Raw genomic sequence first — 14,321 nt, 5'->3', positions numbered from 1 at the left:
GGGTCGCGCCCGGGCCGGCCCCGGCCGAGGGGAGTGACCGTTGGGGCGGTACGCGCTGCGCAGGCTGCTGCAGATGGTGCCGGTGTTCGTCGGCACCACGTTCCTGATCTACGCACTGGTGTGGGCGGTGCCGGGCGACCCGTTCGAGGGCAAGTGCGGCGAGCGCGACTGCCCCGCCTCCTACGTGTCGGCGATGCGCGAGCGGTTCCACCTCGACGACCCGCTGCCCGTCCAGTACTGGGAGTACCTGGTGAACCTGGTCCGCGGCGACTTCGGCGTCACCTCCTCCGGGGTGCGGGTGGTGGACCGCATCGCGGCGACGTTCCCGGTGACGCTGAAGCTCGCCCTGGTCGCGCTGCTGGTCGAGGCCGTCATCGGCGTCACCGCCGGCGTCGTGTCGGGCCTGCGCGGCCGCGGGTTCCTCGACAGCCTCGTGCTGGTGTCGACGCTGTTCCTGATCTCCATCCCGGTGTTCGTCACCGGGTACACCGTGCAGCTCGTGCTCGGCCTCCAACTCGGGTGGATCGCCCCCACGGTGACCACGCCGTCGTTCGGCAACCTCCTCGTGCCCGGCTTCGTGCTGGCCAGCCTCTCCATGGCCTACGTGGCGCGGCTGGCCCGCGCGAGCATCGCGGAGAACCGGCGCGCCGACTACGTGCGCACGGCGCTGGCGAAGGGGCTGCCGCCGCGCCGGGTCGTCGGCGTGCACCTGCTGCGCAACTCCCTGATCCCGGTGCTCACGTTCCTCGGCACGGACCTCGGCGCGTTCCTGGGCGGGGCGATCGTCACCGAGGGGATCTTCAACGTGCCCGGCGTGGGCGGGCTCGTGTTCCGGTCGATCCTGACCAAGGACGGCGCGATGGTGACGGGCGTGGTGACCGTGCTGGTGCTGGTGTACCTGGTGACGACCCTGCTGGTGGACCTGCTGTACGCGGTCCTGGACCCGAGGATCCGCTATGAGTGACCAGGTCGCCGTCCTCGTGGCGGACCGACCCCGCGGGCTGTTCGGCGACGCCTGGCACGCCCTGCGGCGGCGACTCCTGTTCTGGGCCTCGCTGGCGATGATCGCGCTCGTGCTGCTGATGGCGGCGTTCCCCGCGCTGTTCACCTCCGGCGACCCGAACGAGGCCCTGCTGTCCCGGTCCCGCGGCGGGCCGTCGGCGGCGGCCTGGTTCGGGTACGACAACCAGGGGTACGACGTCTACGCCCGGGTCGTGCACGGCACCAGGGCGTCGGTCGTCGTCGGGGTGCTGTCCACGATCGGCGTCGTCCTGACCGGGGCGACCGTCGGCCTGCTGGCCGGCTTCCACGGCGGCCTGCTCGACGCCGTCGTCTCGCGCGTCGCCGACGTGTTCGTCGGCGTGCCGTTCGTGCTCGGCGCGATCGTCATCCTCACCACGCTCAACCCGGGCGGCGACGCCGGACCGGCCCGCATCGTGGCCCAGGTCGTGCTGTCGATCTCCGTGCTGTCGTGGCCGGTGGCGATGCGCATCACCCGGTCCACCGCGATCGCGGCCAAGCAGCAGGACTACGTCAAGGCGGCGCGGGCGCTGGGCGCGTCACCGCGGCGGATCATCGGCAAGCACCTGCTGCCCAACTGCGTCGCACCCGTGCTCGTCTACGCGACGATCGCGCTGGGCGCGTTCATCGGCGCGGAGGCCACCCTGTCCTACCTCGGCATCGGCCTGCGCCAACCCGTCGTGTCCTGGGGCGTGATGATCAACAGCGCCAAGGACTACGTGCGCGTCGCCCCGCACGCGCTGCTGTTCCCGGCCGGTTTCCTCACCGCGACCGTGCTGGCGTTCGTGATGCTGGGCGACGCCGTGCGCGAAGCCCTCGACCCGAAGCTCCGCTAGGAGGCGACCGTGCTGCTGGAGGTCGAGGACCTGCACGTCGAGTTCCGCACCCGCGACGGCGTGGCGCGCGTCCTCAACGGCGTCAGCTACCACGTCTCGCCCGGCGAGACGCTGGCCGTGCTCGGCGAGTCCGGGTCGGGCAAGAGCGTCACCGCGCAGGCGGTGATGGGCATCCTGGACAGCCCGCCCGCGTTCGTCACGCGCGGCTCCGTGCGGTTCCGCGGCGAGGAACTGCTGTCGGCCACCCCGCAGCGGCGGCGGGCCGTCCGCGCCGAGGGCGTGGCGATGATCTTCCAGGACGCGCTGTCCGCGCTGAACCCCGTGTTCACGGTCGGGTTCCAGATCGAGGAGCAGCTCCGGCTGCGCCGCGGCCTGACGAGGGCCCAGGCGCGGGCCCGGGCGGTCGAGCTGCTGGACCTCGTGCGGATACCGGCGGCCCGGCAACGCGTCCGCGAGTACCCGCACCAGTTCTCCGGCGGCATGCGGCAGCGGGCGATGATCGCGATGGCCCTGGCGCTCGACCCCGAGGTGCTGATCGCCGACGAGCCCACGACGGCGCTGGACGTGACCGTGCAGGCGCAGATCATGGACCTGCTCGCGGAGGTCCAGCGGGAGCGGCGGATGGGGCTGGTGCTGATCACGCACGACCTGGGCGTGGTCGCGGAGGTCGCCGACCGGATCGTGGTGATGTACGCGGGGCGGGTCGTGGAGCAGGCCGACGCGGTGTCGCTGTTCCGCTCGCCCGGCCACCCGTACACGGCGGCCCTGATGCGCTCCCTGCCGCGGCTGGACGCCAAGGGCGGCGCGCTGGAGACGATCCGCGGGCTGCCGCCCAGCCTGCTGCGGGTGCCGCCGGGCTGCCCGTTCCACCCCCGGTGCCCGCGGGCGGAGGACGTGTGCGCCACGCGCGTGCCGCCCGACGTGCGACTCGGTGGCGGGCGGACCAGCGCGTGCCACTTCGCGGAGGAGGTCGTCGGTGGTGCGGGGGAGGTCGTCGGTGGCTGAGCTGCTGGAGGTGCGGGAGCTGGTGAAGCACTTCCCGGTGACGCGCGGGGTGGTGTTCCGGCGGACCGTCGGGCACGTGCGGGCGGTCGACGGGGTGTCGTTCGCGTTGCGGGCGGGGGAGACGCTCGGGGTGGTCGGCGAGTCCGGGTGCGGCAAGTCGACGTTGGCGCAGGTGCTGATGCGGTTGGAGCCGCCGACGTCCGGCACGGCGTTGTTCGAGGGCGAGCCGGTGTTCTCGCTGCGGGGCGCGGCGCTGCGGCGGTGGCGGCGGGACATGCAGGTCGTGCTGCAGGACCCGTACACGTCGCTGAACCCGCGGATGACGGTGGGCGACATCGTCGGCGAGCCGTTCGAGATCCACCCCGAGGCCGCGCCGCGCGGGTCGCGGGCCGGGAGGGTGCGCGAGCTGCTCGAGGTGGTCGGCCTGAACCCGGAACACCTCAACCGCTACCCGCACCAGTTCTCGGGCGGGCAGCGGCAGCGGATCGGGATCGCGCGGGCGCTGGCGCTGCGGCCGAAGCTGATCGTGTGCGACGAGCCGGTGTCGGCGCTGGACGTGTCGATCCAGGCGCAGGTGATGAACCTGCTGGCGGAGCTGCGGGACGAGTTCGGCCTGGCCTACGTGTTCATCGCGCACGACCTGTCGGTGGTCCGCCACCTGTCCGACCGGGTCGCGGTCATGTACCTCGGCAAGATCGTCGAGATCGGCACGGAGGAGGAGATCTACGAGCACCCGACCCACCCGTACACCCAGGCCCTGCTGTCGGCCGTCCCGGTCGCCGACCCGACCCGCCGGGGCCGCCGCGACGTGATCCGCCTGACGGGCGACGTCCCGTCCCCGGTGGACCCCCCGACGGGCTGTCGCTTCCGCACCCGGTGCTGGAAGGCGGCCGACCTGTGCGGCACCACCGAACCACCGCTGGTCACGAGGCTGGGGTCCCACCCGAGCGCCTGCCACTTCCCCGAGGAACGCCCGGTCGTCCCCTAACCCCCGGTGCGCTCGCGCCGCCCTGCTCCCGCGCCGCTGCTCCCGCGCCGCTGCGCTCCCGCCCCGCTTCCGTCCCGCTGCGTTCCCGTCCCGCTGCGTTCCCGCCCGCTTCGTTCCCGCTCCCGCCCCGATGCTTTCCCGCGCCGCCTGTGCCGCCGCCTGTGCCCGCCACGAGCCCGACCCACCACCGTCCGGCCCGCAGCGGGCACAGGTCCGTGCCCGCCTACCCACACCTCCCCGCCGTGCGCCGCCTCCTCATATCCCGGCAACGCATTCGGCGATGACATTGATCCCCAACGGCCATCGCACGACCGGGTGATCCACACTCAGCGCCGCGCCACCCAGTGGGCCACCTACCGGTTCGAGGCGGACTGGACGAAGGCGGCCAGGTCCTTCGACTGCCGCACCCGCGAAGGCTCGTGCACGTACATCATGTGCCCGGCGGGGTAGTAGGCCGCCTCGATGTTGGCGTGCAGTTCCTCCGGGATCTGCAGGTGCGCGACCACGTGCTCGGCCGCGTAGTACGGCGTGGCACCGTCCAGGTACCCGTAGGCGATGTGCACGCGCAGGTGCGGGTTGGCGCGCATCGCGGCCGACAGCTTGTCCGCCACGGTCACGTGCGTGCCCTCGAACTCCTTGTACGACCAAGGCCGCACGTTCATCGTCAGGATCTCGTACGGCAGGTCGTTCTCGTACGCCAGCTCCGCCCGCACGTAGTGGTTCAGCGCCGCCGTGTACGGCCCGAGGATCGCCGAGTACGACGGGTCCTGGCTGAAGTGCTCCCGCCCGTGATCGGCCTCCGGCCCGGTGAAGCGCGAGTCCAACCGACCCACGACCTTGCGCTCGGACCGCAGCAGTTCGGTGAAGAACCGCACGTGCTCGATCCGCAGGTTCACCCTGTCGACGTAGTCCTCGCTCAGCCCCGTCAACGCCGCCAGCCGCGCGACCGCCGCCGCGCGCTCCTCGGTGGACAGCCGGTTGCCGCGCGCCAGCGCCCACGGGTAGTCGCGCGAGGCGAAGTCCTCCGCGTCCGCCAGCACGTCCTCCAGCGACCGCGTCCCGTGCAGCCCGTGGTAGTGCGCGATCGCCGCGTAGGTCGGCAGGAACAACGTGTGCGGCAGGTCGTTGCCCTCGCTGAAGTCCAGCGTGGTGAAGTCGAGCACGGACGAGATCAGCATCAGCCCGTTCAGGTACATGCCGTACCGGGTCTGGAGGTAGTCGGCCAACCCGGCCGCGCGCGTGGTCCCGTACGACTCGCCCGCCAGGAACTTCGGCGACATCCACCGCCCGTTGCGCGAGGTCCACAGGCGGATCACCTCGCCGACCGACTCGAGGTCGCCCTGGAAGCCGTGGTACTGCCCGGGCTTCTCGCCCTTCACCGCCCGCGAGTACCCCGTCGACACCGGGTCGATGAACACCAGGTCGCTGTGCGCGAGCAGCGTCTCGGCGTTGTCGACCAGGTCGTAGGGCGGCGGCGTGAGGGCACCGACGTCGCCGGACACCACCCGGCGCGGCCCGAGCAGCCCCAGGTGCAGCCACACGCTGGACGACCCCGGGCCGCCGTTGAACGCGAACGTCACGGGCCGCTTCGCCGGGTCCGCGCCGTCGAGGGTGTACGCGGTGACGAAGACCTCGGCCTTCGGCAGGTGGCCGTCGAACTTGCCCTCGGTCAGCACCTCCTGGCGCAGCACCACCCGACCGGTGGTCGTGGTGTAGTTCAGCTTGCGCCGCTTGACGGTGATGCTGTGCTGGGTGGTGACGAGGTCGTCGGCAGGGAGGTCGTTCTCGTCGCCGTTGTCCTTGGCGGCCTGCTCGTCGCCGTTGTCCTTGTCTGTCATGGTCGAACTCTACGATCGGAGCCGTCACCGGTGCGCACCCTTTCCACTCTTGACGAACGCGTCACCGAGTGCCGGGCCTGCCCGCGGCTGGTGGCGTGGCGCGAGGAGGTCGCGCGGGTGAAGCGGGCGGCGTTCCGGGACCAGGTGTACTGGGGGCGCCCGGTGCCGGGGTTCGGCCCGGCGGACGCGTCGCTGGCGATCATCGGCCTGGCACCCGCCGCGCACGGGGCCAACCGGACCGGCCGGATGTTCACCGGCGACCGGTCGGGCGACTTCCTCTACGCGGCGATGCACGCGGTCGGCCTGGCGACGCAGCCGACGGCCACCCGCATCGGCGACGGGCTGGAGCTGATCGGCACCCGCATCACGGCCCCGGTGAAGTGCGCGCCGCCGGAGAACAAGCCGACCCCGCAGGAGCGCGACAACTGCCGCCCGTGGCTGGTCCGGGAGCTGGAGCTGCTGCGGCCGACGTTGCGGGCGGTGCTGGTGCTGGGCGCGTTCGGGTGGCAGGCGGCGCTGCCGGTGCTGGCCGCGTGCTGGCAGGTGCCCCGCCCGCGGCCGGTGTTCGGGCACGGCGTGCGCTACGCGCTGCCCGCGCGGGACGGCGGCGAGCCGCTGCACCTGTTCGGCTGCTACCACGTCAGCCAGCAGAACACGTTCACCGGCAAGCTGACCCAGCCGATGCTGCGGGACGTGCTGCGGGCGGCCGGCGCGGCGGCCGGACTGACCACCATCGGGTGACCACGGTGAGGTAGCGTGCCGCTGTTCCGCAAACTAACCTGTTCCAGGTGTCGCGGAACAATGCTAAAGGTGGAACGGCAGCGGTGGCGGATCTGCTGCCGTCGTTCGAGCAAGCCCTCCGTTCCGCGTTGCCGCCGACGTGGTCGATCACCGTGGAGCGACGACCGTCGTTCGGCGGGGCCCGGCCGGATGCCCTGATCACCCTCACCTCTCCCGGCGGGGAGGAGGCGAGGGTGCTCGTGGAGTGCAAGGGCGTTGTCGCTCCTCGTGATGTCGCGCTGGTGGACAAGCAGCTGCAGCGGTACGCCGACGCGGCGGCACGGGCCGGTCGGCGGGTGGAGGGGGCGGTGTTGGCCGCGCCGTTCGTCTCCCCGACGACCCGCGCCCACCTGGACCGGCTCGGCACGGGGTGGTTCGACGCCACCGGCAACCTCCGCCTCCGCCTGGACGGGCACGCGGTGTTCCTCGACCGCGTGGGGGCGGATCGCGGTGGGCAGCGGGATCCGGCGGACCGGTTGCTCAAGTCGCTGCGGGGCCCGGCGGCCGCGAAGGTGGTCCTGGAGCTGTGCGAGGCCGCGCTCCCGATCGGCGTCCGGGACCTCGCCGACCGGGCGGGCGTCGGTGCCGCGACGAGCGCGAGGGTCCTCGAACTGCTGGATCGGGAAGCGGTCATCGATCGCGAGGGGCACGGCTCGGTCACCGCCGTCCGCAGACGGGCGCTGATCGAGCGCTGGACCCGGGACTACCGGGTGATGAACTCGAACGACGTGGTGACCGCGCTGGACCCGCGAGGGCTGAACCACGCGCTCGGCGCCTTGTCGACGGCAGGGGCGCGCGTCGCCGTGACGGGGTCCGCGGCGGCGCGCGCCTATCTCCCGGACGGCGTCACGCCGGTGTCACCCCTGGTTTCGTTGAGCTTGTACGCGGAAGACCCGATCGGCCTCATGGAGCGGTTGCGCCTGAGAAAAGTCGACCGCGGGGCGAACGTCATCGTCATGAGACCGTACGACGAGGTGGTGCACGCGAAGTCCCGGGTCGTCAACGGGATGACCCTGGCCCCGCCCGCGCAGGTGGTCGCGGACCTCCTGACCGGGCCGGGCCGGTCGAGCGAAGAAGCCGAGCAGCTCATGTCCGCGCTCGGCGCCGATGATCGAGATTGGGTGTCGTGATCCCGCAGGAATACGTCAAGGCACGCTCCGTGCTGCTGGACGCCCTCGACGGGCTCGGCGCACACCGCGATGCGGTGGTGCTCGTGGGCGCGCAAGCGGTCTACCTGCACGCGGGTGACGCCGACTTCGTCACCCCGCCGACCACCACCGACTCGGACCTGGCGCTGATCCCCGACCGGCTCGCCGACGAGCCCTCGATCGTGGACGCCATGCGTGCCGCCGGGTTCGTCCCGGGTGGTCAACCCGGGATCTGGCTCGGACGCGGTGACATCGCCGTGGACCTGATGGCGCCCGAAGCGCTCAGCGGCTCAGGGGGGAGGCGGTCCGCCCACCTCCGCCCACCGCACGACGCCAAGGCGACCGCGCGCCGGACGTTCGGGCTGGAACCGGCGATCGTGGACAACGAGCTCCACGTGATCAGGTCCCTGGACGGCGGCGACCGGCGGTCGTTCGGCATCAAGGTGGCCGGCCCCGCCGCGCTCATCGCGTCGAAGGTGGTCAAGATCGCGGAACGGCGCGACCAACCGCACCGGCTCAAGCCGAAGGACGGGCTCGACGTGCTCCGCCTGCTCCGCGCCGTGGAGACGGAGCGGTTGGCCCTGGACCTGTCGGTCTTGGCCTCGGACCCGCTGTCGGCCGCGGTGGTGGAACGGGCGGTGAAGGAGCTCCGGGTGCTCGCGGCGCGGCCGGAGGACGTGCTGCCGGTGCTCGCCGCCGACGCCGAGGCCGGTTTCGGTGATCCCGACGAGATCAAGGCGTCCGCGGTCGTCCTGGTCGACGACTTGCTCCGGGAGTTCGAGCGCGAGAACCGCACGGGTTAGCCCGGAGCGTTCACCACGCCCGCGTTTTCGGGAGGGCCCGGTGTTCTGGGCGAATCGCCCGCACCGGGCCCGGGCGGCGGGCATCCTTGAGCCCATGAAGCCCCGGCTCGCGCTCGCCCTCGCGGTCGGGTCGGCGCTCGTGCTCATCGCCCTCGCGGCCCGCGGCACGTCGCCGGTCCGGTACGCGGACCGCACGGCGGACCCCGACGAGCCCGCCCTGGCGGTCACGACGCAGTCGGTGCCCTCGCTGGAGCCCGAGATCGGCGGTTCCGCGGCGGCCGGGTCGCTGCTGGTCTTCCTGGTCGTCGCCATCGCCGTCGCGGTGATCGGGGTGGTGTCGCTGCTGGTGTCCCTGGCCGTGTTCCGGTCCCGGCGGCGGCGCGGGGTCGGCACCGCGGTCGACGCGCCCGACCTGCCCGAGGAGCGCGCGACGCCGCCGCCCGTCCTGGTCCGGCGCGCCGCCGAGGCGTTGGCCGAGCTGCGCGGCCACGTGAACGGCCCGCCCGGCGACGCCGTGATCGCCGCCTGGCTGTCCCTCGAACGGGCCGCGCAGGACAGCGGCGCGCCCCGCCAGGGCCACCAGACGGCCACCGAGTTCACCGGCGACCTGCTGCGCCGCTACCACGTGGACGAGGACGCGGCCGGCACCCTGCGCCGCACCTACCAGCGGGCCCGGTTCGGGGCGGTCGAGGTGACGGCGGACGACGCCCGCACCGCCACCGAGGCGTTGGCCCGGATCGTGCGGGACCTGCGGTGACCCCGCTCGTCGGCGGCATGGGGCGCGCGGTGGCGCTGGCGGTCGCCGTCGCGGCCGGCACGGCGCTGGTGCTGGTCCGCGTGGGCGCGCCGTGGCCGTGGGCCGTCCTGCTCGGGCTGCCCGTCGGCGGGTTGGCGATGCTCGTCGCACGCCTGCCGCGCGCCACCGACGTGCTGTGGGCACCGCGCCCCGCGACGATCTCCACCGCCACGTCCGCGCAGGCCAGCACGCTGGCGAGTCGCCTCGCCGAGGCCGCCGTCGACCAGGACCGGTTCGTCAACCGCGTCCAGCCCCGGCTGCGCCGGCTCGCCGAGGCCCGGCTGCGGCAGGCGCACGGCATCCCCGACCTGCACGACCCCGCGGCCCGTGCCGTGCTCGGCGACGAGCTGCACCGGCTGCTCACCGACCCGAGAGCGCCGCTGCCCGAGCCCCGGAGGCTCGCCGAACTGTTGGAGGAGCTGTGACCACGGACGAACCGGGGGTCGAGACGATCGCGGCCGAGGCGAAGGCCGTGCTGGCCGCCGTCGGCGCGGTGGTCGTCGGCCGGGAGCGGTCGCTGCGGCTGGCGCTGGCGGCGATCCTCGCGGGCGGGCACGTGCTGCTGGAGGACGTGCCCGGCCTGGGCAAGACGTTGATGGCGCGGTCGCTGGCGCAGGCGTTGAAGCTCGACTTCAAGCGCCTGCAGTGCACGCCCGACCTGCTGCCCGCCGACGTCACCGGCTCGTTCCTCTACAACCCGGGCGACCGCGGCTTCACCTTCCGCGAGGGCCCGCTGTTCACCGGCCTGCTGCTGGCCGACGAGATCAACCGCACGCCGCCCAAGACGCAGTCCGCGCTGCTGGAGGCCATGCAGGAGCGGCAGGTGACGGTCGAGGGCCGCACGTTCCCGCTGCCGCGGCCGTTCCACGTGCTGGCGACCGCGAACCCGGTGGAGTACGAGGGCACCTACCCGCTGCCGGAGGCGCAGCTCGACCGGTTCCTGCTGCGGCTGGACGTCGGCTACCCGCCGCCCGACGAGGAGGTCGAGGTGCTGCGCCGCAGGCTCGTGCGGCAGCGCGAGGAGACCGAGGTCGAACCGGTGCTGGACGCCGACCGGCTGCGGCGGTTGCAGCGCGGCGTCGAGCGGGTCGCCGTGGACGACGACGTGCTGCGGTACTGCGTGGACCTGGCGGCCGCGACCCGCTCGCACGGCGCCGTGGAGGTCGGGGCGTCACCGCGCGGGGCGCAGGCGCTGGTGCTGGTGGGTCGGGCCCTGGCGGTGCTGGACGGTCGGGACTTCGTGCTGCCCGAGGACGTCAAGGAGTGCGCCGTGCCCGCGCTGGCGCACCGGCTCACGCTCCGCCCGGAGACGTGGACGTCCGGCCTCACCGGCGTGGAGGTCGTGACGGAGCTGCTGGGCCGGGTGGCGGGTCCCGCGAGCGCCCGCCCGTGAGCCGCGGGCAACGGCTGCGCGAGGCGCTGACCAGCGGGCGCGGCGCGCACTGGCACCCCACGGACGCGTTGGTGCGCGGCCTGGTGCTGGGCCTCGGCATGGTGGTGCTCGGGGCGCTGGCGCACGAGGTCGCGCTGGTGTTCCTCGGCGCGCCGCTGCTGGTCTCGACGCTGCTCGCCCTGGTGACGCCGGTCGGCGGCACGCCGGTGGTCCGGGTGCGGGGCCTGCCCCGCACCGGGGAGGTCGGCGCGGCGAAGTCCGTGGTCGAGGTGGAGCCGGGGCCGGGGGCGGAGGTGCTGGCGATCCGGCTGCCGGGTGTCGGCGAGGGCATCGGCCCGGTGCACCTGCTGCCCGCGGCGGCGCGCGAGATCGAGGTCGTGCTGCGGCGCGACGCGTGGGGCGAGGGCGTCGACCTGCGGCCGGACCACCTGGTGGCCGGGCCGGACGCGCTGTTCGTGCACGGCCCCGTGACGGCGCCCGAGCGCGGCCGGGTGATCCTGCCGCCGGTGGAGGCGCTGCCCGCCGGGCTGCTGCCGGCGCGGGCCGTCGGCCTGGTCGGCGCGCACCGGGCCCGGCGGCCGGGCGACTCGGTGGAGCTGCGCGACATCCGGGCGTTCCAGCCGGGCGACCGGCTGCGGCGGATCGACTGGCGGGTGTCGCTGCGCGTGGCCGCCGCGGGCGCGGAGGGCACGAACCTGCACGTCCGCGAGCACCACGCGGAGGCCGACGCGGACGTCGTGCTGGCCCTGGACACGCGGCTGGACGTGGGCGCGGAGCTGGGCGAGTGGGCCACGCCGGCGCGGCCGGTGGCCGGTCGGGCACCCGGGCGGTCGTTGGGCGACTGGTCGTTGGCCTCGCGCGGCACGACGGTCCGGCCGGGCGGCAGCCTCGACGTGGCCGTGCGGGCGGCGGCGTCGCTGGCGGCGGGCTACCTGCGGCAGGGCGACCGGGTGGCGCTGGTCGACCTCGGCCGGCCGCAGCTCGGGGCGCGGGCGGGCGCGGGGCGGCGGCAGCTGCTGCGGCTGCGCAACCAGCTCGTGGTGTGCGCGCGGTCGGCCGGGTGGGCGCAGCGGCCCGTGCTGCGGCCCGAGCAGGTGCCGCACGGCGCGCTGGTGGTGGTGCTGTCGCCGTTCCTGGACGCCGAGGTGGTGGAGCTGGCCGTGCACGCGGCGCGGCGGGGCAACCTCGTGCTGGCGGTGGACGTGCTGCCGTCGGCGTTGCGGGCGGACCGGGAGACGCCGTGGGGCGAGGCCGCGCTGCGGGTGATCCGGCTGGAGCACGACGTGCGGCTGGAGGCGATGCGGCAGCACGGGGTGGCGGTGCTGCCGTGGGGCGCGCCGGTCGCGGGCGTCCTGCGTGCCGCGCGGACCGCCAGGAGGGTGTCGAGGTGACGCGAACGGCGAACTCGGGGGTCCTGGGTGTTCGACACACGGGACCCGGGTGTTCGACACACGCGGGTGTCGAACGCCCGGGACGCGGGTGTCGAACGGTCGCGACCCCCGGGTTCCGCGTTCGGGAGGTGGGGGAGCGGTGAGGGTCGAGCTGGGCGCCGGGCTGCCGGCGTGGGTGCTGCGGGCGGCGGTCGGGGTCGTGGCGGCCGGCGCGGCGGCGGTGCTCGCGGTCAACGGGGTCGAGTGGCCCGCGCTGGCCCTGTACGCGCTGCTGGTCGTGGCGGCGGTGGCGATCCCGGCATCGGCCGCGGTCGGGTTGGTCGTCGGGTACCCGGCGGTGGCGGTCGTGTTCGTGGGCGACGAGCCGTCGTGGCCCGGCGTCCTCGCGCTCGTCGTCCTTTTGCACCTCCTGCACGTTCTGTCCGCTTATGCGGCGGTGATCCCGATCGGCTCACGCGTTCACCTGGACGCACTAAAGGCACCCGCCAAGAGGTTCGCCGTTGTTCAACTCTCCGTGCTCGCCCTCGCGATCGTGGTACTCCTGTTGCCGGGCGGCCGAACGGACGAAGCGGTCGAGGTGGCGGGCCTCGCGTGCGCCCTCGGGCTGGTCGTCGGAACGGTCCTGCTGATGCGCCGGAAAGGCTGAGGAACGGGCCCTCCGACCTCAGCGCGAGCTGAGCGTCTGGATCGTTCCTCTCAGGGCGTTCACCCACAGGCGCAGGTCAGCGCCCGCGTGTCCGCAATCACCCGGCGACCGTGGTCACAACGGGCCCGCTCGATGCGCCGGAAAGCCCTTCGCGGTGCGACCATGTGTGTATGGCTGCTGTGAAGTCGCAACCCACACGGATCGTGATTGTCGGCGGTGGGTACGTCGGCATGTACACCGCGCTGGGATTGCAGAAGAAGCTGCGTTCCGGCGAGGCGTCCGTCACGGTGATCGACCCCCAGCCGCACATGACCTACCAGCCGTTCCTCCCCGAGGCGGCGGCCGGCTCCATCGAGCCGCGCCACGTCGTCGTGCCCCTGCGCAAGGTCCTCAAGCGCTGCCACGTCGTCACCGGCCGCGCCACCCGCGTCGAGCACGAGCGCAAGGCCGTCACGGTCGAGCTGGCCGACGGCCACGTCGAGGAGTACGAGTACGACGTGCTCGTCTCGGCGCTGGGCGCGATCTCGCGCACGCTGCCCATCCCGGGCCTGCCCGAGGTCGGCATCGGCATGAAGACCATCGGCGAGGCCATCTACCTGCGCAACCACGTGCTGTCGCGGCTCGACCAGGCGGCCAGCACGAACGACCCGGAGCTGCGCCGCAGGCTGCTGAGCTTCGTCGTCATCGGCGGCGGCTTCGCGGGCATCGAGACGCTGGCGGAGCTGGAGGACATGGCCCGCTACGCGCTGCGCTACTACGAGGGCCTCAAGCAGTCCGACATGCACTGGGTCCTGGTCGAGGCCACCAGCCGGATCATGCCCGAGGTGAGCGCCCGGCTCGGCGTCTACACCGTCGAGCAGCTCGAGAAGCGCGGCATCAGGTGCTACCTCGACACGCGCGTGAAGAGCATGGAGGGCGGCCACGTCGTCCTGGACGACGGCACCGAGTTCGACTCGGACACCATCATCTGGACCGCGGGCATGAAGGCCAACCCGGTCCTGCGCAACACCGACCTGCCGCTCGACGAGCGCGGCCGGGTCCGCTGCACGGCGGCCATGCAGGTCGTGGGCCTGCCCGGGGTGTGGGCGGCGGGTGACTGCTCGGCCGTGCCGGACCTCTCGCGCACCGAGGAGGACCCGACGGCGACCTGCGTGCCGAACGCGCAGCACGCCATCCGCCAGTCCAAGCTGCTGGCCAAGAACATCGTGGCCTCGCTGCGCGGCAAGCAGCCGAAGGACTACTACCACAAGTACCTGGGCTCGGTGGCGGGCCTCGGCCTGTACAAGGGCGTGGCCGACGTGTTCGGCCTGCGGTTCAAGGGCGTCGTCGCCTGGTTCATGCACCGCAGCTACCACGTCATGTTCATGCCGACGGTCAACCGCAAGTTCCGGGTGTTCGTGGACTGGACGCAGGCGCTGTTCTCGGGCCGCGAGGTCGTGGCGCTGGGCCAGATCCACGACCCGAAGGCCGAGTTCGACCGCGCCACCAAGAGCTGACCGCGACCGGTCTCGCGGGCGCTGCGCCGTTCGGTGCGGTGCTCGCGGGGCCGTTCGGTCGAGTCCTTGACCTTGAGCCCCCGTTCGGGCTAATGCGTCGCCTGTCGCCTTGACATTGCGTAACGTGAACCCGAGAATACAGCTGGTGCATCGCCTGAATGTGTGATGCATCAGTGGGGAG

At 73.2% G+C, this 14,321-nt stretch carries 14 protein-coding genes; 13 read left to right on the top strand and 1 reads right to left on the bottom strand.

Annotated features, from left to right (window positions below; genetic code table 11):
• Positions 1-40: 40 nt before the first annotated feature.
• From ACIGNX_RS32310 to ACIGNX_RS32295, 4 genes are read left to right on the top strand one after another with little or no spacing between them, the layout of a single operon-like run.
• Entirely contained in the window at positions 41-964 is a 924-nt protein-coding gene (locus ACIGNX_RS32310; RefSeq protein ID WP_396544915.1) for an ABC transporter permease, read from the top strand.
• Positions 957-1,856: an ABC transporter permease gene (locus ACIGNX_RS32305; RefSeq protein ID WP_396544913.1), complete on the top strand. Its 900-nt coding sequence runs from the start codon at positions 957-959 to the stop codon at positions 1,854-1,856. The genes ACIGNX_RS32310 and ACIGNX_RS32305 overlap by 8 nt, the downstream gene beginning before the upstream one ends.
• Before the next feature lie 9 nt (positions 1,857-1,865).
• Positions 1,866-2,861 (top strand): ABC transporter ATP-binding protein, encoded by a 996-nt coding sequence (locus ACIGNX_RS32300; protein ID WP_396544911.1) that lies wholly within the window; start codon positions 1,866-1,868, stop codon positions 2,859-2,861.
• Positions 2,854-3,849 (top strand): ABC transporter ATP-binding protein, encoded by a 996-nt coding sequence (locus tag ACIGNX_RS32295; protein ID WP_396544909.1) that lies wholly within the window; start codon positions 2,854-2,856, stop codon positions 3,847-3,849. The genes ACIGNX_RS32300 and ACIGNX_RS32295 overlap by 8 nt, the downstream gene beginning before the upstream one ends.
• 353 nt (positions 3,850-4,202) lie before the next feature.
• Here the strand turns inward: ACIGNX_RS32295 and ACIGNX_RS32290 are convergent, their stop codons facing one another.
• Positions 4,203-5,687, bottom strand: coding sequence for a S10 family peptidase (locus ACIGNX_RS32290; RefSeq protein WP_396544907.1), 1,485 nt, complete (start codon positions 5,685-5,687; stop codon positions 4,203-4,205).
• A gap of 30 nt (positions 5,688-5,717) precedes the next feature.
• Between ACIGNX_RS32290 and ACIGNX_RS32285 the strand changes: the two genes are divergently transcribed.
• From ACIGNX_RS32285 to ACIGNX_RS32245, 9 genes are all read left to right on the top strand, one after another.
• On the top strand, positions 5,718-6,428 hold the full coding sequence (locus ACIGNX_RS32285; RefSeq protein ID WP_396544905.1) for a uracil-DNA glycosylase: 711 nt from the start codon (positions 5,718-5,720) through the stop codon (positions 6,426-6,428).
• Positions 6,429-6,511: 83 nt separating this feature from the next.
• Positions 6,512-7,597: a type IV toxin-antitoxin system AbiEi family antitoxin gene (locus ACIGNX_RS32280; protein WP_396544903.1), complete on the top strand. Its 1,086-nt coding sequence runs from the start codon at positions 6,512-6,514 to the stop codon at positions 7,595-7,597.
• Positions 7,594-8,418: a hypothetical protein gene (locus ACIGNX_RS32275; RefSeq protein WP_396544901.1), complete on the top strand. Its 825-nt coding sequence runs from the start codon at positions 7,594-7,596 to the stop codon at positions 8,416-8,418. Before ACIGNX_RS32280 ends, ACIGNX_RS32275 begins: the two co-directional genes overlap by 4 nt.
• Positions 8,419-8,512: 94 nt before the next feature.
• Positions 8,513-9,175 carry a DUF4129 domain-containing protein gene (locus ACIGNX_RS32270; protein ID WP_396544899.1) on the top strand — a complete coding sequence of 221 codons (663 nt, stop codon included), beginning with the start codon at positions 8,513-8,515 and terminating at the stop codon, positions 9,173-9,175.
• Positions 9,172-9,639, top strand: a complete 468-nt coding sequence (locus ACIGNX_RS32265) for a hypothetical protein (RefSeq protein ID WP_396544897.1) — start codon at positions 9,172-9,174, stop codon at positions 9,637-9,639. Before ACIGNX_RS32270 ends, ACIGNX_RS32265 begins: the two co-directional genes overlap by 4 nt.
• On the top strand, positions 9,636-10,607 hold the full coding sequence (locus ACIGNX_RS32260) for an AAA family ATPase (RefSeq protein WP_396544895.1): 972 nt from the start codon (positions 9,636-9,638) through the stop codon (positions 10,605-10,607). Before ACIGNX_RS32265 ends, ACIGNX_RS32260 begins: the two co-directional genes overlap by 4 nt.
• Complete coding sequence (locus ACIGNX_RS32255; protein ID WP_396544893.1) at positions 10,604-11,998, top strand: DUF58 domain-containing protein; 1,395 nt, start codon at positions 10,604-10,606, stop codon at positions 11,996-11,998. Before ACIGNX_RS32260 ends, ACIGNX_RS32255 begins: the two co-directional genes overlap by 4 nt.
• 139 nt (positions 11,999-12,137) lie before the next feature.
• A complete protein-coding gene (locus ACIGNX_RS32250) occupies positions 12,138-12,644 on the top strand; it encodes a hypothetical protein (RefSeq protein ID WP_396544892.1) in 507 nt (168 codons plus the stop codon).
• Between the two features lie 170 nt (positions 12,645-12,814).
• Positions 12,815-14,140, top strand: a complete 1,326-nt coding sequence (locus tag ACIGNX_RS32245) for an NAD(P)/FAD-dependent oxidoreductase (protein WP_396544890.1) — start codon at positions 12,815-12,817, stop codon at positions 14,138-14,140.
• Positions 14,141-14,321: the final 181 nt, after the last annotated feature.

Source organism: Actinosynnema sp. NPDC053489, assembly GCF_044544865.1.
Classification (GTDB): domain Bacteria; phylum Actinomycetota; class Actinomycetes; order Mycobacteriales; family Pseudonocardiaceae; genus Actinosynnema.
The sequence above is the reverse complement of the archived record's forward strand: the minus strand, read 5'-3'. Positions and strand labels throughout refer to the sequence as shown.

Bases quoted from the DNA above. Each gene is read 5' to 3' on its own strand.
- ACIGNX_RS32305 (WP_396544913.1), top strand. From the start codon at position 957: ATGAGTGACCAGGTCGCCGTCCTCGTGGCGGACCGACCCCGCGGGCTG.
- ACIGNX_RS32290 (WP_396544907.1), bottom strand. From the start codon at position 5,687: ATGACAGACAAGGACAACGGCGACGAGCAGGCCGCCAAGGACAACGGC.
- ACIGNX_RS32270 (WP_396544899.1), top strand. From the start codon at position 8,513: ATGAAGCCCCGGCTCGCGCTCGCCCTCGCGGTCGGGTCGGCGCTCGTG.
- ACIGNX_RS32245 (WP_396544890.1), top strand. From the start codon at position 12,815: ATGGCTGCTGTGAAGTCGCAACCCACACGGATCGTGATTGTCGGCGGT.